Source organism: Antricoccus suffuscus (genome assembly GCF_003003235.1).
Taxonomy (GTDB): Bacteria; Actinomycetota; Actinomycetes; order Mycobacteriales; family Antricoccaceae; genus Antricoccus; species Antricoccus suffuscus.
Genome location: NZ_PVUE01000006.1, coordinates 201023 through 225278 on the forward strand (window position 1 = coordinate 201023; position 24256 = coordinate 225278).

At 61.2% G+C, this 24256-nt stretch carries 24 protein-coding genes; 17 read left to right on the plus strand and 7 right to left on the minus strand.

Features of this window, described 5'->3' with window-relative positions:
- Positions 1-87: 87 nt before the first annotated feature.
- Positions 88-1665 (minus strand): ABC transporter substrate-binding protein, encoded by a 1578-nt coding sequence (locus CLV47_RS09540; RefSeq protein ID WP_106348797.1) that lies wholly within the window; start codon positions 1663-1665, stop codon positions 88-90.
- A 256-nt stretch (positions 1666-1921) separates the two neighbouring features.
- Between CLV47_RS09540 and CLV47_RS09545 the strand changes: the two genes are divergently transcribed.
- The gene (locus CLV47_RS09545; RefSeq protein WP_106348845.1) at positions 1922-3103 is read left to right on the plus strand and encodes an SGNH/GDSL hydrolase family protein; all 1182 of its coding nucleotides are present in this window, start codon (positions 1922-1924) and stop codon (positions 3101-3103) included.
- 137 nt (positions 3104-3240) lie between these two features.
- Entirely contained in the window at positions 3241-3738 is a 498-nt protein-coding gene (locus CLV47_RS09550) for a DUF3558 family protein (protein ID WP_170111017.1), read from the plus strand.
- Positions 3739-3753: 15 nt separating this feature from the next.
- Here CLV47_RS09550 and CLV47_RS09555 read toward each other — a convergent pair whose 3' ends face one another.
- Positions 3754-4590: a PaaI family thioesterase gene (locus tag CLV47_RS09555; RefSeq protein WP_146135344.1), complete on the minus strand. Its 837-nt coding sequence runs from the start codon at positions 4588-4590 to the stop codon at positions 3754-3756.
- 195 nt (positions 4591-4785) lie between these two features.
- Here CLV47_RS09555 and CLV47_RS09560 point away from each other — a divergent pair, with 195 nt between their 5' ends.
- The gene (locus CLV47_RS09560) at positions 4786-5766 is read left to right on the plus strand and encodes an SDR family NAD(P)-dependent oxidoreductase (RefSeq protein ID WP_106348800.1); all 981 of its coding nucleotides are present in this window, start codon (positions 4786-4788) and stop codon (positions 5764-5766) included.
- A 55-nt stretch (positions 5767-5821) separates the two neighbouring features.
- Here the strand turns inward: CLV47_RS09560 and CLV47_RS09565 are convergent, their stop codons facing one another.
- On the minus strand, positions 5822-7630 hold the full coding sequence (locus tag CLV47_RS09565) for an alpha/beta hydrolase (protein ID WP_177557519.1): 1809 nt from the start codon (positions 7628-7630) through the stop codon (positions 5822-5824).
- 91 nt (positions 7631-7721) lie between these two features.
- Positions 7722-8402, minus strand: a complete 681-nt coding sequence (locus CLV47_RS09570; protein WP_106348801.1) for a CPBP family intramembrane glutamic endopeptidase — start codon at positions 8400-8402, stop codon at positions 7722-7724.
- Positions 8403-9401: 999 nt separating this feature from the next.
- Here CLV47_RS09570 and CLV47_RS09575 point away from each other — a divergent pair.
- From CLV47_RS09575 to CLV47_RS09590, 4 genes are read left to right on the plus strand one after another with little or no spacing between them, the layout of a single operon-like run.
- A complete protein-coding gene (locus CLV47_RS09575; RefSeq protein WP_106348802.1) occupies positions 9402-10292 on the plus strand; it encodes a branched-chain amino acid ABC transporter permease in 891 nt (296 codons plus the stop codon).
- Positions 10289-11362 (plus strand): branched-chain amino acid ABC transporter permease, encoded by a 1074-nt coding sequence (locus tag CLV47_RS09580; protein ID WP_106348803.1) that lies wholly within the window; start codon positions 10289-10291, stop codon positions 11360-11362. The genes CLV47_RS09575 and CLV47_RS09580 overlap by 4 nt, the downstream gene beginning before the upstream one ends.
- Positions 11359-12111 (plus strand): ABC transporter ATP-binding protein, encoded by a 753-nt coding sequence (locus CLV47_RS09585; protein WP_106348804.1) that lies wholly within the window; start codon positions 11359-11361, stop codon positions 12109-12111. The genes CLV47_RS09580 and CLV47_RS09585 overlap by 4 nt, the downstream gene beginning before the upstream one ends.
- A complete protein-coding gene (locus tag CLV47_RS09590; protein WP_106348805.1) occupies positions 12111-12875 on the plus strand; it encodes an ABC transporter ATP-binding protein in 765 nt (254 codons plus the stop codon). Before CLV47_RS09585 ends, CLV47_RS09590 begins: the two co-directional genes overlap by 1 nt.
- Before the next feature lie 27 nt (positions 12876-12902).
- Here the strand turns inward: CLV47_RS09590 and CLV47_RS09595 are convergent, their stop codons facing one another.
- A complete protein-coding gene (locus tag CLV47_RS09595; protein WP_106348806.1) occupies positions 12903-13460 on the minus strand; it encodes a carboxymuconolactone decarboxylase family protein in 558 nt (185 codons plus the stop codon).
- Between the two features lie 123 nt (positions 13461-13583).
- Between CLV47_RS09595 and CLV47_RS09600 the strand changes: the two genes are divergently transcribed.
- From CLV47_RS09600 to CLV47_RS09645, 10 genes are all read left to right on the plus strand, one after another.
- The gene (locus tag CLV47_RS09600; RefSeq protein ID WP_106348847.1) at positions 13584-14402 is read left to right on the plus strand and encodes an SDR family NAD(P)-dependent oxidoreductase; all 819 of its coding nucleotides are present in this window, start codon (positions 13584-13586) and stop codon (positions 14400-14402) included.
- A gap of 40 nt (positions 14403-14442) precedes the next feature.
- Positions 14443-15231 carry an IclR family transcriptional regulator gene (locus CLV47_RS09605; RefSeq protein WP_106348807.1) on the plus strand — a complete coding sequence of 263 codons (789 nt, stop codon included), beginning with the start codon at positions 14443-14445 and terminating at the stop codon, positions 15229-15231.
- A 424-nt stretch (positions 15232-15655) separates the two neighbouring features.
- On the plus strand, positions 15656-16891 hold the full coding sequence (locus CLV47_RS09610) for an ABC transporter substrate-binding protein (protein WP_106348808.1): 1236 nt from the start codon (positions 15656-15658) through the stop codon (positions 16889-16891).
- Between the two features lie 30 nt (positions 16892-16921).
- Positions 16922-17695 (plus strand): SDR family oxidoreductase, encoded by a 774-nt coding sequence (locus tag CLV47_RS09615; protein WP_106348809.1) that lies wholly within the window; start codon positions 16922-16924, stop codon positions 17693-17695.
- 30 nt (positions 17696-17725) lie between these two features.
- Complete coding sequence (locus CLV47_RS09620; RefSeq protein WP_106348810.1) at positions 17726-18718, plus strand: Gfo/Idh/MocA family protein; 993 nt, start codon at positions 17726-17728, stop codon at positions 18716-18718.
- Positions 18719-18774: 56 nt separating this feature from the next.
- Positions 18775-19131: a DUF4286 family protein gene (locus CLV47_RS09625; protein WP_106348811.1), complete on the plus strand. Its 357-nt coding sequence runs from the start codon at positions 18775-18777 to the stop codon at positions 19129-19131.
- Positions 19128-19883, plus strand: a complete 756-nt coding sequence (locus tag CLV47_RS09630; protein WP_106348812.1) for an alpha/beta fold hydrolase — start codon at positions 19128-19130, stop codon at positions 19881-19883. The genes CLV47_RS09625 and CLV47_RS09630 overlap by 4 nt, the downstream gene beginning before the upstream one ends.
- A gap of 43 nt (positions 19884-19926) precedes the next feature.
- Positions 19927-20328 (plus strand): carboxymuconolactone decarboxylase family protein, encoded by a 402-nt coding sequence (locus tag CLV47_RS09635; RefSeq protein WP_106348813.1) that lies wholly within the window; start codon positions 19927-19929, stop codon positions 20326-20328.
- Positions 20329-20402: 74 nt separating this feature from the next.
- On the plus strand, positions 20403-21308 hold the full coding sequence (locus CLV47_RS09640) for an amidohydrolase family protein (RefSeq protein WP_106348814.1): 906 nt from the start codon (positions 20403-20405) through the stop codon (positions 21306-21308).
- Between the two features lie 15 nt (positions 21309-21323).
- Positions 21324-22115, plus strand: a complete 792-nt coding sequence (locus CLV47_RS09645) for an SDR family NAD(P)-dependent oxidoreductase (RefSeq protein ID WP_106348815.1) — start codon at positions 21324-21326, stop codon at positions 22113-22115.
- Here the strand turns inward: CLV47_RS09645 and CLV47_RS09650 are convergent.
- Together CLV47_RS09650 and CLV47_RS09655 are read right to left on the minus strand one after the other, a co-directional pair.
- Positions 22096-23052 (minus strand): CaiB/BaiF CoA transferase family protein, encoded by a 957-nt coding sequence (locus CLV47_RS09650; RefSeq protein ID WP_170111018.1) that lies wholly within the window; start codon positions 23050-23052, stop codon positions 22096-22098. The genes CLV47_RS09645 and CLV47_RS09650 overlap by 20 nt on opposite strands.
- Before the next feature lie 28 nt (positions 23053-23080).
- On the minus strand, positions 23081-24220 hold the full coding sequence (locus tag CLV47_RS09655) for an Rv3169 family protein (protein WP_106348817.1): 1140 nt from the start codon (positions 24218-24220) through the stop codon (positions 23081-23083).
- Between the last annotated feature and the right edge of the window lie 36 nt (positions 24221-24256).

Sequence of the window (24256 nt, forward strand, 5' to 3'; positions counted from 1 at the left end):
CGCGCGGCACGTGGGCGAGCATGTCCCTCACCACGGTTACCGACCGTGTCGTCGGGATTCGCCAGCCCACGTAAATCGGGTACGCGGTTACTTCTTAGTGACCGCAACACCGCGCAGATTGGGCGCTCCACTGGCGTTCTGGGCGACACCCGACACGTTTTTGGCGTACGCCGATGCGAGGTGGATCGTGCACACCGGGATCAGATGGGGCGGGTTCTCGACCCAGGCATCCATGAACTTTTCGTACGCCGGCTTACGTTTGGCCGGATCTAGCGAGGCCGCGCCTTCCGCGCCGTACTTCTCGAGTTCGGGGTATTCCGTGCCGCCAGTGTTGTAGAGCGCGCCGAGGTTAAGGTAGCGGCTCATGACCGTGTCCGGATCGTTCATCCCGGTGTAGATAGAAGTGAAGGTCTCGGTCACCTTGTCGATCGCGAACTCCTGCACCTGCGCATTCGGCGGCAGCGAGTGGATCTCGAGGTTAATGCCGATATCGGCGAGTTGGTCCTGAAGAATCTCGGCGAACTTGGTGTAGATCGTGACGGTCGGCGCGGCGGTCGCGACGTCAAGCTTCGTTACGCCGGCCTTCTCCATGATCTTCTTGGCGGCCTTGGGATCGTAGGGGAAGACGTCAAGTCCGTCACCGAGCTTCTCGCTATATCCGGGGCCACCCTTCGGGAATGGTTGGATCTGCGGTGTGCAGTACCCGTCGTACAGACCCTCCGAGATCGCCTTCCGGTCGATCGCCATGTTCAGCGCCTTGCGCACCTCAGGATCTGCAAACGGGCCCTTGGCCGTGTTGACCATGAAGTAGATAAACGGCGCGGCCGGCCGGACGATGGGCACCATACCGGCCCCGTCGGCGGTGTCGAGCTCGTCGGGATTGACGCTTGCCCCATCTACCGTCCCGGACATCAACGCGCTGATCCGCGTCTGATCGTCGGGCATGTATTGGTACGTCATCGTGGCGACTCGCTGAGCGTCAGGATCCCAGTATCCCGGCGTCTTCTCGTATTCCACTTTGCTGCCGGCTTCCACCTTCGTCGCCAGGTACGGCCCGATACCAACCGGCTTTGCGTCAATGGTCCCGGCCTGCACCGCCGCCGGGGAGACCATGGTGCCGCCGAAATTGGCGAGCCCCACCGTTATCGGAGCGATGCCACCGCTGAGGTGCAAGTTGACTGTGGACGGATCGACGACCTCGACGGACTCGATCTGGTGAAGCTCCCCTGCGATACGGCTACCCTCGCCGCGATTCCGATCGAGGTTGAACTTGACCGCCTGGGCGTCGAACGGCGTACCGTCGGAGAACTTTAGGCCCGCGCGTAGCTTGAGGGTCAGCGTCTTGTTGTCCGCCGAGGCCGTGAACTCCTCGGCAAGCATCGGATGGATCTTCCCGGCCGCATCCTCGAGCAGCAGTCGGTCATACACCGGCCCGTACATGGTCCTGTCGCCGCCATTGATGCTCTTGGTCGGATCCCAGCTCGCCGGATAGCTTGTGTAGGCGAATTCGAAGTGGCCGTTGGGGTCGTAGTCCTTGGCGAGTTTGATGGCGTTGCCGTAGTTCTCGGTCTCTGCCGCCGTCTTCCGGTCTGGCGCGGCGCCACAACCGGACATCACTAACCCTGCGCAGATCAATCCGGCCAGTATCTTTGGTGCTCGCTTCATCCGTGCTCCTTCTGTCTGACAACGGAAAAACGCGTTGCGACACTCCGGCTCGGCCGGCCAACAACAATCAAGATGACCCGCAAACAGTGTGAGGTCCGCGCTAATATTCTCGTCTGCAATATGTCAGATCGACAGTAAAAAGCAAGCACGCCGCGCCGGCCTCGCCATGGAGGCGGCGGCGTGCTTGGGCCAGGGTTCGTGCAAACTACTGAGAACTATTGCGCTGGAGCGCATCCCCATCACGGAAGGCGACCGCATGTCCTCGCAGGACTGGATCACGACCCCGATCACCGCAAGCCTCGTACGAGGTGCCGCCGAACTGGAGCAGACAACGAACGGTGTCCTGCCGCATCGGCTCCCGGCGTGGGCGCGCAAGCAATGCTCTGATCCGCAACTTGCGATGGTGGAGGCGCAGCCGTCTGGTGTGCGCATAGTCTTCCGGACGCGTGCGACCGTGATCGAAATCGACACTTTGCGCACTAGGACGACGTACGCCGGCATCCCGCCTCGACCGGACGGGGTCGTCGACCTCGTCATCGACGGCCACGTCGTCGCTCACTCGGCGACCTCTGGCGGGACTACCCGCACGATTGACATGTCGACCGGTGGCGTTGACCAAGAAGTCGGCACGGCGTGTACGACGCAGTTCGCCGATCTATCTGACGCGATGAAAACCGTGGAAATATGGCTGCCGCACAACGAGATTACCGAGATCGTCGAGTTGCGGACCAATGCCTCCGTCGAACTTGCATCGGCATCCGGGTTGCCGATATGGCTTCACCACGGCAGTTCGATAAGCCACGGCTCGAACGCCGCACACCCGAGCGCCACCTGGCCGGCAGTCGCCGCTCGCCTCGGCGGTACCGAGTTGGTTAATCTCGGGCTCGGAGGTAGTTGCCTGCTCGACCCGTTCATCGCCCGCACCATCCGCGACAGCGCCGCCGATGTAATCAGCCTGAAAATCGGCATCAACCTCGTCAACGCCGACCTCATGCGACTGCGCGCCTTCGGGTCGGCCGTGCATGGCTACCTCGACACGATCCGCGACGGCCACCCCAACATCCCCCTCCTGATCGTTTCGCCGATCTACTGCGGCATCCACGAAGAAACCCCGGGACCGGGCGCATTCGATTTCGATGCACTCGCCGAGGGCGTGCTCCGGTTCCGCGCTACCGGCGACCCCGCAGAACGCGCCGCCGGGAAGCTGAGCCTGACTGTTATCCGGGAGGAGCTAGACCGGATCGTCCGGGAACGCCAGACCACCGATCCCAATCTGTTCTATCTCGACGGGCGCAACTTGTACGACGAGAACGACGCGATCACCCGTCCGCTACCGGATGCGTTACATCCCGATGCCGCCACACACCAGTTGATGGGTGAACGGTTCGCGCGACTCGCCTTCGCCGAAGACGGCCCTCTGGCGTTGCCCGCGGGCTAGTCCCTCTTCGGCGAATCCGTCAATTCCCGACGCAGTCAAATAAGCATTACGAGGACGGACACATGACCGAGAGCTTCGCTACTGCGCCTCCATCGCCTGCGAGATAACCCGTCTGACCTTTGGTAACGTCACGCTTTGTGAAAATAGGATTAGTTGCGACCGTTCTGGCCCTTGCGATTGTCGGTCTCGGAGGCTGCACGACGCACGAGGAAACTCGGACCGACAACGGCAGGAGTGTCACAGCGGCGCCTGCGCCGGCCTCCGATGTCGATGCTTGTAAAGCACTGACCTCGCAGACCCTCAAGACTATTGGTCTCGCCGACATCACGCCGGTCCCGATCACCGACGAGACGAAACCAGGATGCGACTGGTCGGGAACCAACGACTACATCACGCCGTCGGTGACGCTGTGGATCAGAGGCGCGTCCGTCGGCGATCCATCCAATGACACCGTCACCATATCGGGCAAGAAGGTCGAGGTGTGGGCGATGAATAGCGACGTCGGGCGGTACATCGCGATCTGCGGCAAGCGCAGCGTCACGATCAACTACACGCAGGGCAAGGGTCCGCTGGCGCCTCCCGACGCGCTGGAACTGACGATGAAAGACGCCCTCGCGGCGTACGACTGCGCTTAGCAGGAACGACGCGGCTTAGCGAGTCGCAAACTGCGCGGACGGGCCCACAACGTGTGCGGCGCAGGCGATCTTGCCAGTGCCGCGGTCTCGAAGGCTCATGCTCAGTGCCGTCGAGGGGTGGGAACGGAACACATCGTCCACGATCACGTCCGCGGGCCCTTCCACGGTCGGCCGAAGGTATCGGACCGTAATGGAATCGACCTGCGCGAGGCCCGCCCGGCGGGCGCCGGACAGCAACAGGTGGGCGCCTACGGCGCCGTGCAGGAATCCGAACGGGTTCGCCGTACGCGGTGTCAACTCGATCGACGCCACGGGTACCGGTCCGCTGCCAGCTACCTCGACCGGCGTGGTGTCGTACTGCTGCTCGATCGGCACACTCGCCCACTCCGGCAGATCCAGGACACGAGTGTCCCCTGGCTGGATCCTGCCGGCGAAACCGCGCGGGATCTCTTTGACAGGAGCACAACTCACCGTGGCGAACGCGACGGGGGATCCCGTGCTGTCGGTGACAACGGCCTCGGTCATGATAATCCGCTTCCCCGGCTTGACGACGCGGCCGACGGTGCGCAGGTCACCGGGTGCGGGCCGCGCGAGCAGATTGACGGCCATGTCGGCGGTGAGAGTCACCATCGGCGGATCCGTGGCCGCCACGCTTCCCATGCCTGTCGCAATGTCGATGGCACACAAGATGGCGAGCTCACTCAGATGTCCGTCGGCATCCGACAGCCGGTCGGCGCCGGGAATGACGACCTCGGTCGATCCGTCGTGCTGCAGCGTCACCCGCGACCCGAGATAAGCGGACAGGCTGTCGAACGACTGTGAGGTCATGGCTGGCGCTGGGGATCCAGGCACGGACACGCGGGGCTCCTGACGAAAATTGGCGGCATCGACGGCCGGGTGCCGGACTGCCACCAGTCACATTAGATCGCACGTGATGTGGCCCCATGGATGGGGTTGCCCACCCGAATCAACCTCACGTGCTAGCGCTTCATCGGGCGGGTAAGTGACCAAACGTCGGCGTTCGACCGAGCGGCGTACGTTTCAATCATGGATCAGACACCCCAACACCCCATCCCCTCCGGATTTGGGGGGCAGACGACCGCCCGTGAAGTCCTGACCAACATCGATCTAACGGGCAAGCTCGCGGTCGTGACAGGCGGGTACTCGGGTCTCGGGATCGAGACGGTTGCCGCTCTCCATGGCGCGGGTGCCACCGTCATAGTGCCGGCGCGGCGGGTGGAGGCCGCGCGCGCGGCGCTGGACACCCGAGGTCTCGGTGACGTCGAGGTCGGCGAGCTCGACCTGGCCGATCTGCGGAGCGTTCGCGCGTTCGCGGAGCGGTTTATCGCGAGCGGGCGCGGCATCGACATCCTGATTAATAACGCGGCGATCATGGCGGCGCCGGAAGCTCGAGTCGGCGACGGCTGGGAGTCGCAGTTCGCGACGAACCACCTGGGCCATTTCGCACTCACCAACCTTCTCTGGCCGGCGCTGACAGCACAGGATGCTGCTCGGGTCGTGGCGCTCACCTCGACCGGTCACAAGCTCTCTGGTATCCGATTCGACGATCCCCAGTTCACCAGCGGATATGACAAGTGGCTCGCATACGGCCAGGCCAAGACCGCCGACAGTCTTTTCGCCGTTCAGCTCGATGCGCTCGGAGCATCCCACGGCGTACGCGCCTTCGCCGTACATCCAGGCGGAATCATGACCGAGCTGCAACGACATCTACCTAAAGCCGAGATGATCGCGGCCGGCTGGATAACCGAAGACGGCACGGTCAACGAGCGCTTCAAGTCCCCGGAGCAAGGGGCCGCGACCTCCGTTTGGGCGGCCACCTCGCCGCTGCTGGAGGGAATGGGCGGAGTGTATTGCGAGGATTGCGACATCGCGGAGCGGACGGCAGTCGGTAGCCCGACGGCGCGCGTCCGGGGCGTCGACGCACATGCGGTCGATCGCGATGATGCCTCACGGCTTTGGTCGTATTCGGTCGCGCTGACCGGCATCGACGCCTTCGCTGCGGGATAAACCGCGACGTACCGGCGCCGTCATCTGCCGGCGGCTGCTCAGCCGTTCCGGCGGGTCAGCCCTTGTCTTCGAAACCCATTACGATCGCCCGCAGCCGGTCGGTCTTGGCTGGTGTCCAGCCAGGCGGTTGGATGACGGCCGCCCAGCCCGCGACGTACTCCTGGGTGTAGCGGTGGCCGTGTCCCGGCGGTACGTCGACCGGCTCCAGCATGTCCATGGTGACCTGCCAGAACGTGATGACCGGCAGCCAGGTCATGTTGGGGTTGACGTCGGCGCCGCGAGGTTCGGACAACCAGTCCGGGCGCGACCAGATCAGGTCGGTGCTCAGCCACGTGACCGGATCGGACGCGTGTTGTAGGTACAGGACCCGCGTGGTCCCCCATGGCTGCGAGACCGGCGGGATACCTGTAGCCGGGTCACTGGCGAATCGGACGACCCGCCCGTCGCGAAACACCGGCTGGATTTCTGGGCTACCGGCATCCCGCTGGTCGGTGAATTCCTTGTGCAACGGGTTAAACCAGGGCGGCCCGGCGAAGATCGCTCCGGAGATACGATTGCGCAAATCCGCCTCACCGCTGAAAGCGGCGTCCAGCGCGAACGAACCAAGGCTCTCGCCGAACAGCAGCAGCTTGGGACGGCTCCCCTCGGGCAACTGCGACCAACGTTCGTAGACCGCGTCGAACAAGGCCCGACCCGCCTCCCGAGCGCGCTGCTGGTCCACCGCTATCGACGCCCACGATGGGAGATACGAATACTGGATGGCGATACTGGCGATGTCTCCGCCGGTTTCGTATTCCACGCTGGACAGCGCACCTGGATCCACCCAGCCGGTGCCGGTGGTGCCGGCGACCAACACGTATTTCCGATCGAATCCGCCCGCCCTGACCAGGTCGTCAACGGCAAGCTTGGCCCTAGACTCCACGTCCTCCGGCGCGGACTCGATGCCGGCGTAGGCGCGGATCGGCGCCAGCGCGGGTGAATCGTTGAAGTCGCTGATCTGCTGTTCGGTGGGCCCGCGACCGACGAAGTTGCGGCCCTGGAATCCCAAGGTGTCCCAGGGGATCAGCGATCCCGGACCGCCGGAGCGCAACGCGGTCGTGGGTTCGCGGGCGTCACTGCTTGTCCCGGTGTCCTGCAGCGCGAAACTGCGGTCCGCTACCGCGATGACCCCGTCCACCAGGACGCCGCTGACCAGTAACACCACGCTGAGAGCCACCGCAAGCCATCCGGTCGCGCGGGCCGCCCTGGCTCCCATCCAGCGGGTCAGCGAGTCGGCCAACCGCCGGAACAGCCAGCGCAGACCGCGCGCGATCGCCATCAGCAGTGCGAATACCAGCAGTCCAGCGACCGGCATCAATGCGATGGAGCCAAGGCTCTCAGACCCGATGCCGATCAGCGTCCTACTCTGCCGTTGCCAGTATTGGCCGAGCACGAAGAACACCACTAACAGCGCTCCCCCTGCGACGAAGAAGATCTGCCAGGAACGGCGGCGACCGCGGCGTACTTGCCGGCGACCGGCGAACTCCCGCCACAGCCACGCGCCGATAAGACCCAGCCCGTAGCCGATCGCGCCGGTAATCCCGGCCACCGTGCCCTGTACGAGTCCGGGCCGAGGCAGCAGTGACGGAGTCATGGACAGGCAGGCAAGCACCAGCGCAACCCAGGCTCCGGACAACGACGGCAGCCGATACCAACGCGATAGCGTCGAATCCACCGGCTCCGGGCTGGCGATCGGCTCGACCGAGTTGCCCTCGGACGACAACGGCTCGACTGGCTCGTCCTCGGGCGGCGACGACTCGACTGCGGACGACTCGACCGGCTCAGCATCGCTGGCCGATGCCGTAGACCCGCTAGAAGGTGTCATCACAGTCGCCTCCGATCGGGGGCGAGTGCCCGCGATCAGTATCGCCTAACAAACCTGGATTCGGCGTGCAGGTCCTAGCACGGCTGAATTCTCATCCCAGCACAATGACTACGAAGGCCACGCCCAGACCGTTGACCGCCCAATGTAGTGCCATGGAGGGAATCAAACTGCCACTGCGATAGCGGAGTTCGGCGAACAGCACGCCAGCCGCACCGGTGAACAGCACGGTCCCGGCAATCCGGATCACCGACCCGACTAGGCCCCCGCCGCTGACGGTGTCGACCGCGGCGTTAGCCGAGCCCCCGCCGAGTGCCGACAGCACATGCCACAGCCCGAAGAGCACCGCGGAGCCCAGCGTCGCGGCACGCGGCGTGTAACGGCGTCGCAGCAGTGCCCACAGCACGCCTCGGAAGGCGAACTCTTCCACCAGGACGGTGCCCAGCGGGATCGTCAGCAGCACACGCACCCAGGGATCGCCCGGCACCGGACCGCTCGCGAGATTTCGAGTCCATGGCAGGAGCAACGCCACCACGAATACTGCGAGGGCCCCAATCAATATCCACAGCGCCCAACGCATTCCACGGGCCCAAGTGGCCCGGCCCAGGCCCAGCTCGCCCATGCTTAACCCTGCCCATAAGGCGATCCCTATCAAGACTGCGAACAGGCATGCCGCAACGATCAGCCCATGTCCAGGAAAGAGCAGGTGCGCCGACACATTTGCCGTCACCATCGCGACGATGGTGACGATCAACGCTCTCCCGGTGCTGCCCATCGCGCCATCTCCCGGCTACCTGCGGCGGCGCATTGCCAGACGCGTCAGAACTTCGACCGTACGCGGCCTATACCCATCCGATTCGCGGATCAAGGTCGAAGAAAGCCGAGAGCTTGCTGCGTATGGAAATTTGGTCCTGGTGGCCGGAACGCTACGTCTTCGTTGCGGAGCTTCCCGTTGGGGCGTCGGGAAAATTGGACAGTAAGTCGATATGCGCCAAATATGCTCACTGGAGTCCCCCATGTATTGCTCCTGCCATCCCTGATGATTAGAAGACGGTGGATCTGCGCTGAATGGACACGGCACCGAGCGGTAGCCATTTGTGACCGGCGGCCCGGGCGGGATTGGGAGCCAGGCATAGCATTTCAGGAAGACATCGTGATGGCCGCGGAAAGACACGAGCGATGCTGCGCACTACGCGGTTCCACGAGCAAACCGCCAACCGAGATATCGTCGCTGGCTGGCAGAAGGCGGCCCTCGGTGGCTGGTGCCAGACCTCGCCGGCCCGCGCGAAGAGCACAAGCAAGACATGGTGCGAAAGTATGCTCGGGCCGTAGGCAAGCGCAATCTGCTGTGGCATCTCCCAAGGCCCGGTGCCGCAGGAAAAGCCAAGGGCAATGGAGGTCTACTACCAGCTCCCGACCGTCGCTATTCGATCCGGACCCTTGACGGCTTGCTCACACAATGACAGAAAGCACCCGGTCCTGATACACATTTTCCTTGCCGGCGGCGGGGCGTACTGGGCCGCAGACTCGTTCCACTCCAATAGGACGGACATGGCGAGCAATTTTGTTTGCGCTCTTAGCCGTCTTCTGACGTCAGTCTGGCAAGCGCATTGACCACACCCCCGAACAGCGCCTTGAAGTTCGTGAGACCTTGACATCTGCGCTTGAGCATAACTAGCGTTCATCATCATGTGATGGTCGCATTCGCCATTTGAAAGAAAGGTGGATTTACGAACCAAAGCAACTTCGTGTTAGGTCGAGGTGTGGGCAGGCTATGCAACAGCTGATTCAAACCCTCATGAGCGGGATCCTCGTTGGTGGACTCTACGGGGTGTTCAGTAGCGGTCTCACGCTCATATTCGGGATCACTCGCGTCATCAACTTCGCACACGGCGACTTCGTAACCCTAGGGATGTTCGGCGCAGTACTACTGTTTACCAGCCTCGGTATCAACCCACTGATCAGCATCATTCCCGTAGCGATCGGCACCTTCATAATAGGAGCCTTGATTTACAGCGTGATAATTCGACGCACACTCGTAGTCAAAGGCATCACCGCCATAGATGCCCAACACGGGCAGCTGGTTTTGACACTGGCAGTCTCCATCTTGATATCCAATTCGCTCCTAATGCTGTTTGGCCCTTCCTCGCGGTCCGTCTCGGGCTTCCTGGGACACAGTTACAACATCGCGGGGATCTACCTGAGTGAGGCGCGCCTTGTTTCATTCATAGTCGCGGTTGTGCTTTTCCTGCTGCTATACCTGGCGCTCCAAAGGACCCTCTACGGCAAGGCAATTCGCGCAACCGTCGATGATCGCGACATGGCATCGATGGTCGGCATCAACCCGAACAGAGTGTTCCTCCTGAGCTTTAGCGTCGGGACGATGTTGACCGGGATCGCCGGATGTGTGCTCGCCATGTACTACCCCGTCACGCCAACAACTGGGCAACAGTTCCTGGTCATTGCGTTCGTCACTGTCGTCATGGGTGGCCTTGGCGACATCGTCGGGGCCTTCGTCGCGGGCATCGTCGTAGGCATCATCCAGCAACTGACCGCCGTTTACGTAGCCATCGACCTACAGAACGCGGGGCTCTTCGTGGCCTTCGTTCTGATCCTCGTATTCAGGCCCCAAGGTATCCTGAGCCGGAAGCGAGTCGGCATATGACCCGTCTGAGAAAGGTCCTTACGTCAACAGGTTGGCTCGGCCTGATCGTCGCAGTTCTGGTCGCGAGCTTGCCGTACTGGTTTATCCAGACACAGTTCCTACTCAGCGTCTGCACCGTTGCGCTCATCTTTATGACGGCGTCAATCGGGTGGAACATCATCAGTGGGTTCGGCGGGCAGATCTCCTTCGGGCATAGCATCTTCTTCGGACTCGGCGCCTACACTGCAGCACTGTTCCAAAACCGCCTCAACGGCAACGCCTGGGTTGGCGTGCTACTTGGCATGGTCGTCGCGGCAGTCGTCGCCGTGCTTCTCGGCTTGTTGACCCTGCGTCTTCGTGGCATCTTCTTCGCGTTGGCAACCTTCGCCCTGACCCTAACGTTTGCCATTCTCGCTACACATTTTCAGAGCTTCACAGGCGGCGCCGTGGGTGTCACCCTGCCGATCCTTGGTAATGACCCCGCTCAGTTCTCGTTCGACAACAAGCTTGGTTACTACTACATCGCGCTAATATTCGCCGCGGCAAGTTTCATCGTCGCGTGGCTAATTCTGCGTTCCCGGTTCGGGCTTCAACTACGCGCCATTCGAGCGGATCAGGACGCGGCTAAGGCGTGCGGCGTACTAGCGACCAGAGTCAAGCTCATCGCGCTCGCCTTAAGCGCCGTAGTGACGGGACTTGCCGGTGGGATATATCTGGAATATATCCGCTTCATCGACCCCAATAGCGCGTTTGGCGCAAACCTTGCGACGCAGATCGCGGTGATCGCGTTCGTCGGAGGTTCCGGCTATTTGTGGGGTCCCGTCATTGGCGCGGCGATATTGGTCCCACTCCAGCAGATTCTTAACTCTGGGCTCTCCACATTCCCCGCGGGCTTCAACCTCGTTGTGTACGCAGTAGTTGTTCTCGCGATTCTCTGGTTCGAACCGCGCGGCCTGCTAGCGCTGCGCCGGCGATTCTCCTCGCGGAAGCGGCGAGCCAAGGGCGACTCCCCCGACGCCGAGAGTTCCGCTACTGATGACACTTCGCCCGGTAGCGATAACGGCCTCACTACCTCGGGGGTGGATCGATGACAGCACCGAACCCACTTCTGAAGGTTAGTTCACTCACGATTCGATTCGGGGGGCTGCTGGCGGTCAACAACGTGAGCTTTATGGTGAATAACCGCGAGATACTTGGGATCATTGGGCCCAATGGCGCAGGCAAGACAACGACTTTCAACGCCATCGCAGGTGCCCAGCGAGTGACGTCAGGGCAAATCAAAATCGACGACGTCTCGATCGTCGGTCGAAGTCCCGAACGAGTCGCACGGGCAGGTATCGCCCGAACGTTCCAGACAGTTCGGCTGTTTGGTGAGTTGTCGGTTGAGGAAAACATCACTATTGCGGCGTCTACGGTCGAGCCGTCTATGACCGCCGCACGAAACAAGGCACGAGCGGTCGCGGACAAGCTCAGTATCACGGAATTGCTTGATGCCAACGTCAGCGAGCTACCGCTTGCGCTGCAAAAAAAGGTCGAGATCGCCCGGGGCTTAGCACTGAGCCCGCGCGTGTTGCTACTTGACGAGATGATGAGCGGGCTCACCGCGACAGAGACTTCGGAGATCATCTCGGTCATCAAAGGTCTTAACGCCGACGGACTAACGATCGTCGTCATTGAGCACGTCATCCGAGTCATCATTGAACTCGCCGACCGCGTGCTTGTCCTTGACCACGGCGAACTGATCGCGGAAGGCGAGCCACGGCAAGTAATGCGTGACAAGAACGTCGTTAGGGCCTATCTAGGCGTGAGCGCCGCCCGCCAATTCGAGGAGCCGGACTGATGACCGCACAACACCCGGACACTACCGCCGACGGTCGAGCCTCGGCCGCCCATCCGCCAATACTGAGGGTCGACAGTCTCACGGTCGGATACGGTGCCATTCGCGCGCTGATTGATGTCTCGTTCGAGCTTCAACAAGGCGAGTTCCTGGGCGTGCTGGGCTCTAATGGCGCGGGTAAGTCGACGCTGCTCAAGACGATCTCCGGACTGCTGAAACCAGAGCGCGGCTCGATCTCTTTCGGGGGCAGATCCCTCCACGGACTTTCCGCGTACCAGATTCCTGCAGTGGGTATCGCCCACGTCCCAGAACGTCGCCGCGTATTTCCATCTTTGTCAGTGCTGGACAACTTGCGGCTCGGCGGGTACAAAGTCTCTCGCGCGGACCGCGATGCTGGACTCGAAGAGATTTTCGGGGTGTTCCCACGGCTTGCTGAGCGGCGCGCTCAGTTAGCTGGCTCCCTCAGTGGCGGTGAGCAGCAGATGCTCGCTGTTGGGCGCGCGCTCATGTTGCATCCGCGCCTGCTCATGCTCGACGAGCCGTCGCTCGGTCTCGCACCGGTAATCGTGGAGGAGATGTTCGCCAAACTTGCCCAGATACATCGTGATACGAACGTGTCAATCCTGCTCATCGAGCAGAACGCTACCCAAGCTTTAGAAGTCATCGAACGTGGGGTTGTGCTCAGCACGGGCAGAGTTACCTTCGAAGGTTCACGCAGCGAACTGTCGGGCAGCGACTTCCTGCGCGAGGCGTATCTCGGCATCTGAGCTCTGCGTCTGACTGTTACGCGTCGACTAGGAGTGTCCCAGCGGATACTCCCTGAGGTACGGCTGGTAGCCGTCCTCGATATCGATCTGCAGTCCACCGAGTACGCGTACAACGGAGTTGTAGTAAGAAATGACGATCACCAGGTCTACCAACCGCGCATCCGATAGAAATGTTTTGAGCGCGGCAGCAGTATCGTCCGTCAGTGCGCGTGAACTCGTGAGTTCACGCGCGCTAGCTAGGATCGCATGATCCTCGCTAGAGAAATGTCCGCCAGTATCTTTACCTTCGGTCACCGCAATCAGGGATCGAATATCTTGTTCGGTTACACCGAAATCCTGTCCGATCTTGACGTGATGGCTCCACTCGTACGCCGTCGCGGTGAGGTACCCAACTTGCAGGATCGCCAATTCCCGATGGCGCGGATCTAACTCACAGCCGAACCGTATCCACCCCCCAACACCCTGCAGCCGGCGTAAGCCTTCTGGCGAGTTCGCGAGTGCGCGAAACAGGTTGATAGGCCTTGCCAGCAACTCCTTGTCATCAGCAGCGAGATCATCATCGTTCAGGTATGGGACGCGGGCCATGGTTGAAAGCTCCTTCTTAGTCTTACCTATCGAGCTCTATCTGTCGTGTTGACGAGCCTTATAAGCCGTGTTTACTCTTAGTCAAATGGTTAATCAAGCATTCATAAAGTGAAAGAAGTCAAGATGCCTAACGAAGATGGCAAGCTCTCAGGAAAAGTCGCGCTGATAATGGGCGCTGGCCAGACGCCAGGGCAGTCGGTCGGGAACGGCCGGGCGACAGCATTGCTGTTTGCGCGCGAAGGCGCGCAAGTCGTCGCCGCAGACCGCGACCTAGACGCTGCCCAAGCGACCGTAGACCGGATATTAAAGAACGGTGGCGACGCCGTCGCCGTCCGAGCCGACGTCACGGTTGAGGCCGATATCAAAGCGGCAGTTGAAGGATGCGTGAGCGCGTTTGGGGGCAGAATCGACGTACTGCACAACAATGTGGGTGTCAGTCTGGCAGGCGGAGATGCGACGATCACCGAGACCGATGAAGCGGCGTTCAGTCGGTGCATCGACATCAACCTCAGAGGAATGGTTGTCACCTGTAAGCACGTTCTTCCCATCATGCGCGCTCAGGGATCGGGGGCAATCGTGAGCATCTCGTCGCTTGCCGCGATCACCGACTACCCGTACATCGCATACCGGACGTCCAAGGCCGGGGTAAACGCGATGACGGAGAATATCGCTATCACTGAGGCCAAGTTCGGCATCCGGGCCAATGCGATCATGCCGGGCCTCATGAACACTCCGATGGCGATTGAGAATCGCGTGGGACGAGACGGAGCGACGAGAGCGGACGTGATCGCTTCGCGAGACTCCCGTATCCCCCTCGGCGGGAAGATGGGATCTGGCTGGGACGTCGCTAAAGCGGCCCTGTTCCTCGCATCTGATGACGCCGCATTTATTACCGGCGTGTTGTTGCCGGTCGATGGTGGACAGCAATTAGTCCGCGGATAACCTCAGTCGACGTATTGGGTCAACATGAATCGAACAGTCGATGAAGATAACACACGGTGAGGACCCGGTTAACCCGGGAAAGAGTCGCACCCGCATCCAGTCGGTCACACGCGCCGCACGGATTCTCATGTCGATAGCTCAGTCGATCGACGGGCACTCGGCCAGCGAGATTGCAGCACAGTTCGACTTAAGTCAACCGACGGCGTACCACTTACTCACCACCCTCGCCGACGAAGGACTGATTGCCAAAGACGCGAGACGACGTTACGTGCTCGGTCCGAGTGCATCGATCATCGCCAACGCGGTATCTCAGCAAGATATCCTTCCGGACCGCTACCTGGCGTTGACCCGCAAGGTAGCGGCCCTTACGGGCGAGACCGTCTACTTCACTGCGTGGCGAGGGTTGCAGATCTGCGTGCTAGAGACGATCGAGGCCTCACACGCACTGCGCGTCGCGGCGGAAACCGCGGGTTTCTCGAAAATGACGCACACCCGCGCGAGTGCGAAGGTACTGCTCGCGTTTGCCTCGGACGAAGTCCGGGATCGGGCAATCGCGGACATGACCTTCGAGAAGGTGTGCCCGAATACCATTACGTCAGAGAAGGCCTACCGACGAGAACTGGCAGAGGTCGCGCAAAACGATCTGAGCTACGACCGGGAGGAGTTCTCCCCAGGTGTGCAATGCGTGAGCGCTCCGGTGCGGGAGGGCGGCATCGTCATCGCAGCTGTCACGGTGTCTATGCCCGCGTCCCGTTACGAGACCGAGCACGTCGCCATCGAAAGAGTGCTACGAGAGGTAGCTGGTGGCGCTGACCGCTTTGCGAGGTAGCCGCAAGAAGCTCGCGAGCCGATAGGACGACACGCCGCCAAAATGTCTGATAATCCGCAAAACGGCCCAAACCGCTGAGATTCCGGACGTCTGTTACTTGACTTCAGATTGCGCGATCATTAACTTTATTCATAGAACTGAACACCTTTTCACTATGTGAATTGACAGCCCGTCGCCACACAGCCTCTCCGATGGCGTCTAGCTAAGACTTTTGGTTTCGTTCGCCATAACGAAGTGAGTGGCAAACGTCGCCGTCGGACGAGCTGTTTCTCCAAGTAGTGATGGGTCATGTTGGTTCCAGGAAAGCCCGTGCAACCGGCGGCAGTCGTGGCCAGAGCCGAATCGCTATGGCTGATCGGTATTGCTGCCGCAGCATCTACGAAGCGAAATCAACGGGTTTGGCGCCCAGTCGAGGAGAAGCCAAATGAGATCGCGATTGTTTGTCGGCGCCGTCGCATGCGTGCTGTGCGCAAGTGCGTGCGGTGGAGTCGCAACCGGCTCAAAGACCAGCAGTTCCAGCACGGACTGCGGCAACCAGGTCAAGATAGGTGCGCCCTATCCGCTCAGTGGTGACTGGGCCGAGAATGGCCAGAATTCATTGCAGGGTATGGAAATCGCGGCCGCAGCTATCAATGCGGATGGCGGTATCAAGAACCTCAAAGGCGCGAAGATCGACATCGTCAGTGCTGACACGAGTTCTGACAATCCCGCGCAAGCCAAGACGGTAACGACGAACATGCTGCAGGGCGGGGACATTGCAGCAATCGTCGGGTCTTACCTCAGCTCGCTAACTCTGACGACGGTGGTAGCTACCGAAAGCGCGCACGTTCCCTTAATCACCCAGTCGTACGTCGACGAGTTGACGCAGAAGGGCTACAAGTACGTATTTCAGATTGCGCCCAAAGCATCGGCATTCGGCGCCACGACGATCAAGGCGCTGCAAGGTCTTTATAAGAACGCCGGCAAGCCTTTGAAGTCGATCGTAATCGTGGGCGGCGACGACGCATCGAACAAGGCCCAGGCAGATGCAGTGGGGACCTCGGCGAAAACTGCCGGCCTCACGGTTGCTGACACCGTAGTCTTCCCGGACGGCCTGACGGACGCGCAGCCGATAGTCGGCAAGATCGTCGCGGCAAAGGCAGATGCCATCGTTCTCGGTGGCAACCTCCCCGATATGTCGTTGATCATCAAGGGCGTCAGAGCGCAAGGGGTCAACACGCCAATCGCCGCTCCCGGCGGCGGCGGCGGGCTGACCCCACAGTTCGCTCCGACGCTCGGAGCACTATCCGACGGAGTTATGGACTTAGCTGCCTGGAACGAAGACCTTCAGTTGCCAGGTGTGAAAGAGGCAAGCGCGGCGTACAACAAGCAGTACAAACAATTCATGCCGCAGGAGGCCGGCGAGTCATGGGCAGCAGTCTACGAGATCGCGCAAGTGATGAATGACAAGAAGACCTGCGATCCTCAGAAGATTGCCGACGGTCTGCGAACGACCGAGTTCACCAGTGGCCCAGCGTCAGCCATACCTCCTGGCAAGGTCGCATATGACAAGAGCGGCGCAAATAAGTACATCACGCCCGTGATGGTTCAGTGGCAAAGCGGGGACCTCAAGACCATCTATCCAGAGAAGTTGGCGACCGCGAAACCGATCCTGGACTAGCGGCTATGCCACACACCGCATTGAGCTGAGATGAACCTCGGTCTAGAGGGTGTTCGAGCCCTCGTCGTCGCCGCGAGCCAAGGACTCGGTCGCGCGTGTGCCGAGTCCTTAGTGGTCGAAGGCTCACGAGTAATCATCTCGTCACGTGATCAGGAGCGACTCGCCGTCGCGGTCACCCAGGTGGGGGCGGTCGGCGGCGTCGTCGCAGACCTGACCTCGGCGAAGGACATTGACCACCTTGTCGATGCGACCGTGAGCTCTCTCGGTGGGCTGGACGTACTCGTAGTTAACTGCGGGCCACCTCCGACGGGGAAGTTCGAGGACACCACGGATGCTGAGTGGGAATTCTCGTACAGCGCAGTGGTTATGAGCGCGGTGCGGTTGATGCGTGCGGCGCTGCCGCACTTGCGCAACTCGAAGCGCGGGCGGATCGTAGTGATCACCGGTTACGGTATTCGCGAACCGCAGAGTGAGCTGGTCGTCTCTGAAGCAACCCGTGCAGCAGTCGCGCTCACCGCCAAGACCATTGCGAACGACGCCGCCACGGATGGCGTCACCGTTAACAACATCGCACCCGGTCCGATCCTGACCGACCGCTTGCGACATCTACAACTTGATCAGGCCAAGTCGGCGGGTATTTCCCTTGATCGGCAGCTTTCGCTCTACGCAGACAACGTCCCTGTGGGCAGAATCGGAGACCCGCATGAGATCGGCGCGTTGTGCGCCTACCTCTGCTCCGAGCAAGCCGGTTTCATTACCGGCCAGACGATCGTCGTGGATGGCGGGATCAACCGTGCGGTGTGACATGCCCGCACCGGTCCGAGAATCGATGACATGTTGGAGACGCGGGTGATGCGAGTAGCACTAGTTGGTGTCTCCCACTGGCATCTGTCTCTTTATCTGCCGGAGTTGGTACGCGTACCGGGAGCCGAGATCGTCGGTGTCTCGGACGACCGATTGTCGAGCGCCGAGTCCATAGCCGGCCAGATCGGCTGCGCGGCATACGCCTCGTACGAGCAGATGTGCGGCGACCTTCACCCGGACTTTGTCCTCGCCTTGGGAGAGCACTACCGCATGGCCGCATTGGGCAACTACCTTGCGGACCAACGGATCGCCTTTGCGATGGAGAAGCCGTGCGGCGTTTCAAGCATCGAAGTGGAGGAACTCGCGCGCAACTGCTCCGAGCACGATGTGTTCGCCGCTGTTCCTTTTGTGTGGCGGCAGAGTGAACTGTTAGCCGAGATGCGCAAGCGATTTGCGGACGAGGAAGTCAGCTATATGTCACTTCGATGGATCGCGGGTCCACCGTCGCGATACGTCGATTCCGACTGCGCCTGGATGCTCGATCCACAACGCTCCGGTGGCGGCTGCACTATTAATCTTGGCGTGCATCTCCTCGATTTCGCGAGATTCATCTTCGGCGCGGGCACGTCGGTCGCGTCCGCTGCGATGTCCAATGCCGCGTACGGCCTGGGTATCGAAGACTACTCACTCGTCGCGCTGCGATGCGGATCGCGGCGCGCGGTCGCCGAGACCGGCTATCTCTTCCCAGGGCCACACAGCAGTTTCGACATGCACTTCACGATCAAGACCGAGCACAGTTATCTGGTTGCGACCGGCCCGAACCGGTTACTGGTGTACGACGACAGCGGATCGCGGACAGACCTTGCTGTGATGACGACCAATGTTTCGCACTATCCATTGTTCGTCAGGGACGTACTCGACAGAGTCAGAACTGGCCGAGCTCCGGTCGCCACGATGGACGACATGGCAGCCGCGATGCGGCTTGTGGAGGACGCATATTCCGCTGCCGGCGCCATCACATAAGAGAGACATCCGGCCAGGACGTCGTCCGCGCCGCCTGAAGAGAGGGAGACGAACCGATGAGCGAAGTCACGAAGGGTTCGGGTCTGTTACTTGTGATGATCGACATTGAGTTGGAGTACGAGGACGAATTCAACCGCTGGTACAACGAAGAGCACTTCCCGGAGCGACTCGAGTGCCCGGGCTTCATCTCTGCGCGCCGCTACGTCGCTACAGAAGGCGCACCGAAGTACCTCGCTATCTATGAACTGGAAAATATCGACGTCCTGTCGGCAGAGGACTACTTACGGATCTCGCCGCCGAGCGAGTGGTCTAAGAATCTGCGCCCCCATTTCCTGACGCTGACGCGCAACATCTACCAAGACATCACGCCGACGATTCCCGACGGATACAGGGTCAAGGCGGTTCGGGCGTGAGCAGCGAACGCGTCACGGGGGAAGGCAAAGTCATGACCGAGTCGAACATACTTTTCCTTCATCCGGTCGGGCTCGACCATCAATCGTCGTCCTGGACGACGATTCCGAAACACCGGGCGGTCACATTCCCCGGTCACGGGGACCGGACCCGGTCGCGACCCGGGCTCACGCTCGACGACATGGCGGACGAGATCGTGGGATGGGTGCACGAGCCCGTCCATGTTGTCGGCGCTTCCATGGGCGGCATGGTCGCGCTACATCTAGCGCTGAAACACCCCGACGCAGTACTCTCGCTGGTCCTCGCGTGCACCAGCGCGGGCGGCAAGCAAGACGTAATGGAAGCGCGCGCTGCTACTACCGAGGAGCGCGGCGCCGAAGGAATGCTGCAGGACACACTGACCCGCTGGTTCACCACGAATGCCCTCGCCCAGACTGACTGGCCCGATCCGATGGTGTACGCGCGTGAAAGACTTCTCGCGATGGACACGGGTGCACTTGCCGATACCTGGAGGGCTCTCGGCGGTCACGACGTGTGGGCGCGCCTTGGTGAGATCGCGGCACCTGCGACCTGCCTTGCGGGTACTCATGACGTGTCAAGTCCGCCGGCGATCGTGCGAAAGATGGCAGCCGGGCTGGCGCAGTCACGTTATTGCGAGATCGATGCTCCACACATGGCACACCTGGAAAATCCGGTCGCATTCTCGGACGCCGTCAACGCACACTTCGAATGGGTTGGCGCGAAGAATCAATGAACGCACTGGCGCTATTGAAGAAGCCAAGAGGAGGCGTGTTCGGATGAGTGAGGATTCGACTACAGAAGGGAACTTCGATGCTGGACTGGAGGTACGCAAGGAGGTGCTGGGCGCCGCTCACGTCGAACGATCGATGGCGAACGTCAGCGAGTTCAGCCGACCGATACAGGAATGGGTAACCGCGTGCGGATGGGGTACGGCGTGGGCCAGACCGGGGCTGGACCGACGAACCCGCAGCTTGCTCAACCTCGGAATGCTCACGGCGTTAAACCGGATGCACGAGTTCTCCGTTCACGTGCGTGGCGCAGTACGGAACGGATGTACCGAGTCTGAGATCCAGGAAGCTCTTCTGCAGGCGGCTCTCTACTGCGGCGCACCAGCGGCGCTTGAGTCGTTTCGGACTGCGGAGGCCGTGCTGAAGGAGATCCAGGCCGAGGGCTCGTGACGGTCAGGCCAGGTTCCGCTGACTGCGTAGTCCATCCGAGATTCGGAATATCGCTATGAGAGAGGGAGTTTCACGTGATCATCGATATGCACCGCCACCTTTGGTCGGTCTTTGAACGCTACGCGAGCGTACGTGACATCGCGGCACACGATGCAAAGAGCATGGGGCATGGGGAGCCCACGAGCCAAGATCCTTCCGAACGGTCAGCGCAAATCATCAAAGAGATGGATGGTGCAGGCGTCGATCGATCGATTGTGATGCTGGGCGATTACGGACTGCGTCTCGGCGAACCCTCCCTGTCGATCGAGGAGGAGAATCGGCTAGCGACCGACCTCGCGGCGAAGTACCCGGAACGGTTCACCGCGTTCTTTGGCATCGACCCGCGACGGGAAGGCTCGGCCGAAATGTTCAAAAAGGCAGTCGAACAGGACGGTGCGCGAGGGCTGAAACTCCATCCCTGCGCCGGATTCTTCCCTAACGACCGAGCGTGCTACCCGCTTTATGAGATCGCCGGCGCCGCTGGCATCCCGGTAGCAATCCACACCGGCCCTCTTGCCGCGCCGTTGATCAGTAGATTTGCCGATCCGATCTACATCGACGAACCGGCCGCGGATTTTCCCGATACGACGTTCATCGTCCTGCACTCGGGTATGCGATGCTGGTTCCCGATCGCGCTGGACATCGCACGATGGAGCCCGAACATGTATCTGGAGTTGGCACTCTGGCAACGGGACTACGTAGAGAAAGAGGAGCTGTTCATCGATCGACTTGACCAGATCAAGAAGGCAATCGGCCTCGACCGCGTGCTATTTGGCAGTGACTGTCCAGGGTCCAGCAGCGTTATGTCGCTGTCCGATTGGGTCCAGGTATTCAAAGATCTTCCGGAGATCGCAGATCGACACAATGTCGTGATTACTGACCACGAGGTCGCGGCGATGCTCGGCGGCACCGCGCAGCGCGTCCTCGGGCTCGATCGCTAGGAGGCGGCTGACGATATGGAACCGATTCGGGGTCCAAGGCTCGAAGGGAAAGTCGCCGTGGTTACCGGCGGCGGCTCAAGAGGTGACGGTATCGGCACGGGACGTGCTGCGTCCATTGTCTTTGCCAGAGAAGGCGCACGGGTCGCAGTTGTCGATCGTGATCGCGCGGCCGCACAGACGACCGTCGACATGATCAAGGCCGAAGGGGGTGTCGCGGCTGCGGTCGAAGCCGATCTCTCGTCGTACGACGCATGCGTCGCGATGGCCGACGAGGCGTCCGGCCTATGGGGTCGGATCGACATATTGGATAACAATGTGGGTCGCGAAGGCCGCGGCACAATTCTCGAAGTGGACGAAGCCGAGTGGGATGCCGTGCTCGGCGTCAACGTGAAGTCGACCGTGTTCGTCAGCAAGGCGATTATTCCCAAGATCATCGCGTCCGGCGGAGGCGCAATCGTCAACATATCTTCGATCTCGGCCTGGTGCGCACGAGGCCTCACGCCGTACACCACGGCTAAGGGCGCCGTCATATCACTCACCCGCGCCATGGCCGTCGACCACGCGGCCCAAGGGATCCGAGTGAACTGCATAGCTCCTGGGCCGCTGTACACTCCTATGGTCTCGTCTGCTGGCATGGACGAGGAACTGCGCGAACGACGTAAGAAGGCCTCCCTGCTGCAGATCGAAGGCACCGCGTGGGACGTCGGACATGCCGCGCTGTATTTGGTGTCCGATGAGGCGCGCTACGTGACCGGCGTGCTTCTTCCGGTAGACGGCGGGGTCTCGATCAGAAGTCCCGATCGCTAGTCCTCGGCGAGAGTGGTAATGGAAAGCGGCGACCATCCTGATCCATACCTCGTGCCTCAAGCTGAGTCATGACGGTTGCGGCAGGTTTGTCACCGGCCGGGGTCAGCGGTAGGTCGTACAGCTGGGCGAGCCGCGTCAGGTCATCGACGCCCATCCGCGAAACACTCTCGACGAGTCGCTCCTGGATCTGCGGTGCCGCCGCGATCCGGTCCGCGTAATGTGCGAACTCCCGGTTGCCAGCCCAGTCGTCCCAACCTAAGGCGACACATAAGCGTTGCCAAATGTGGTCTTCTAGGATCGCGATCGCGACCTCGTAGCCGTCGGCTGTCGGGAAAATCCCATAGGTCGGCTGGGGCTGCCCGTGTGCGCTCGCCTTCACCCGATTCCACGTTACGGCGGTGTCCAGCATTGCCGCGTCCAAATACATTCCGGCGCCGGTGACACCCGCCTCATGCCACGCGGCCACGATCGAGAGCGCGGCGGTAGTTGCCGTGCCCAGGTCGACCCAGGGGACGCCGATCCCTGGGCCAGGATCGATCCCGGCCATCGCTTGGAGATTCAGATCGTGGACCGGAGTCTGCGCGTACGGCCCCGACTGTCCGGTCCCGCTGACCGAGCAGTACACCAGTCGTGGGCGCAGACGCGCGAGCTCTGGCCAGCCGGCTCCTAGCCGAGCCGCCACGCCAGGGCGGAACCCTTCGATAAGGACGTCTGCTGAGCGCACAAACTCATGGAGCCGAACGACTCCAGCCGGCGCTTTCAGATCGATGTTATGGATGTCCTTGCCCGCGTTGACCAGGTCGTACATGTCACGGTCGAGTGTCCGAGAGGGATCGCCCCTCAGTGGCTCTATTTTAATCACGTGCGCGCCAAGCTGCATCAACAACGCACTCGCGTACGGACCTGGTAGTTGCTGGCTGATGTCGACTACCGTCATGTCGGAAAGCATGTGAGTCATCCCGTCTCTACTCCATGAGGTTCCACCCCGGCCGGCCGGTCATACAGGCCTCATATGCGACCGGGTCGATCGTCTGGTAGATGCCGATAGCCGTCGTGCCCTCACAGGTCACGCGGCACAGATGCTCGTCGAGTCCTCGTAGACCGATGCGCGTGCGCAACTCCGAGAGATCATAGGTCTCGCCTTCAGTCATGTCCGGTCCGTCATAACTGCCTTGATGGATGCCGCCGCCCGGCGTACCGCCGTACATTCCGCAGCGCAGATAGGCGGTCTGCTGGTCGATCCGCGCATAATGGAGGCGCTTGGTCTCCCCCGTAGCCAACGGGTATTCGACAACGCCTTCAACGAACATCTGGCTTTCGTCCTCGAACCGCAGCCATCTGGTTGGTTTCCCGACGCGAGTGACACCTCGTTGGACGTGCCCAAATGGGTAGTAGACGCGATCACCCCACAGGGTCCAGGTCTTAAATGGGACGAATGCGTTGCCGGAGACTCCGACATGCAACCGGCCGCCGAGCGACAGCGACGGCCCACCGACGCCTCTGCCGGTGCCCCAGTGACGGTCCCGTGTCCCCATTGATCCCTCAGGCAGTTCCACTCTGGTACCCCTGATATCCACCCATCCGACGACAGCGCCGAATCCTTCAAAACCCGCTGTTACGTCGTTACGTCGGCCAGGCGGCGTTCCGTGGGTCGAGTCGGACAACGGCTCGCGAAATATCTGCCGGGTTGTGTCTAGGAATGAGAGGTCGTAGCTTATACCCCATTCGTTGGGTTCGAGGACATAGCGCCATTCACGCAACCCGCGCACGATGACCGGAGCGATCGGACCGACCCGCATGTCGGTACGGTCGGCGCCCAGACGCCGAAAGCTGCGGACCGTCGTGTGCTGTCCGCGATGGTTCACGATCGCGTACGCCTCGGCACGGTCCAGATTCGGGTAGATGCTCCCCCCGGTCGCGATCATGACCTCGCCGGTCGGGTCATGGCAGATCATCCAGTACCGCTCGTAGGCTCGCGGATCGCCGGTCCACATGATCCTGACCGGATCGGGCGTTTGGTGCACCATGAAGTCGTCAAGCGGCGACAGCGGGAACTGCTCGTCGAGATGAGAGTCATTCGCCGAAGATCGGATCAGGTTCGTCATATCCGCGTCCTTACTTGTTGGTAGGTGGCGATGCCA

Excerpts from the sequence above, each read along its gene's own strand:
- CLV47_RS09615 (WP_106348809.1), top strand. The coding sequence starts at position 16,922 with ATGAACCTCGGTCTAGAGGGTGTTCGAGCCCTCGTCGTCGCCGCGAGC.
- CLV47_RS09625 (WP_106348811.1), top strand. The coding sequence starts at position 18,775 with ATGAGCGAAGTCACGAAGGGTTCGGGTCTGTTACTTGTGATGATCGAC.
- CLV47_RS09575 (WP_106348802.1), top strand. The coding sequence starts at position 9,402 with ATGCAACAGCTGATTCAAACCCTCATGAGCGGGATCCTCGTTGGTGGA.
- CLV47_RS09595 (WP_106348806.1), bottom strand. The coding sequence starts at position 13,460 with ATGGCCCGCGTCCCATACCTGAACGATGATGATCTCGCTGCTGATGAC.
- CLV47_RS09610 (WP_106348808.1), top strand. The coding sequence starts at position 15,656 with ATGAGATCGCGATTGTTTGTCGGCGCCGTCGCATGCGTGCTGTGCGCA.
- CLV47_RS09635 (WP_106348813.1), top strand. The coding sequence starts at position 19,927 with ATGAGTGAGGATTCGACTACAGAAGGGAACTTCGATGCTGGACTGGAG.
- CLV47_RS09655 (WP_106348817.1), bottom strand. The coding sequence starts at position 24,220 with ATGACGAACCTGATCCGATCTTCGGCGAATGACTCTCATCTCGACGAG.
- CLV47_RS09650 (WP_170111018.1), bottom strand. The coding sequence starts at position 23,052 with ATGACGGTAGTCGACATCAGCCAGCAACTACCAGGTCCGTACGCGAGT.
- CLV47_RS09600 (WP_106348847.1), top strand. The coding sequence starts at position 13,584 with ATGCCTAACGAAGATGGCAAGCTCTCAGGAAAAGTCGCGCTGATAATG.
- CLV47_RS09580 (WP_106348803.1), top strand. The coding sequence starts at position 10,289 with ATGACCCGTCTGAGAAAGGTCCTTACGTCAACAGGTTGGCTCGGCCTG.
- CLV47_RS09545 (WP_106348845.1), top strand. The coding sequence starts at position 1,922 with ATGTCCTCGCAGGACTGGATCACGACCCCGATCACCGCAAGCCTCGTA.
- CLV47_RS09540 (WP_106348797.1), bottom strand. The coding sequence starts at position 1,665 with ATGAAGCGAGCACCAAAGATACTGGCCGGATTGATCTGCGCAGGGTTA.
- CLV47_RS09585 (WP_106348804.1), top strand. The coding sequence starts at position 11,359 with ATGACAGCACCGAACCCACTTCTGAAGGTTAGTTCACTCACGATTCGA.
- CLV47_RS09570 (WP_106348801.1), bottom strand. The coding sequence starts at position 8,402 with ATGGGCAGCACCGGGAGAGCGTTGATCGTCACCATCGTCGCGATGGTG.
- CLV47_RS09565 (WP_177557519.1), bottom strand. The coding sequence starts at position 7,630 with ATGACACCTTCTAGCGGGTCTACGGCATCGGCCAGCGATGCTGAGCCG.
- CLV47_RS09620 (WP_106348810.1), top strand. The coding sequence starts at position 17,726 with ATGTTGGAGACGCGGGTGATGCGAGTAGCACTAGTTGGTGTCTCCCAC.
- CLV47_RS09645 (WP_106348815.1), top strand. The coding sequence starts at position 21,324 with ATGGAACCGATTCGGGGTCCAAGGCTCGAAGGGAAAGTCGCCGTGGTT.
- CLV47_RS09590 (WP_106348805.1), top strand. The coding sequence starts at position 12,111 with ATGACCGCACAACACCCGGACACTACCGCCGACGGTCGAGCCTCGGCC.
- CLV47_RS09605 (WP_106348807.1), top strand. The coding sequence starts at position 14,443 with ATGAAGATAACACACGGTGAGGACCCGGTTAACCCGGGAAAGAGTCGC.
- CLV47_RS09560 (WP_106348800.1), top strand. The coding sequence starts at position 4,786 with ATGGATCAGACACCCCAACACCCCATCCCCTCCGGATTTGGGGGGCAG.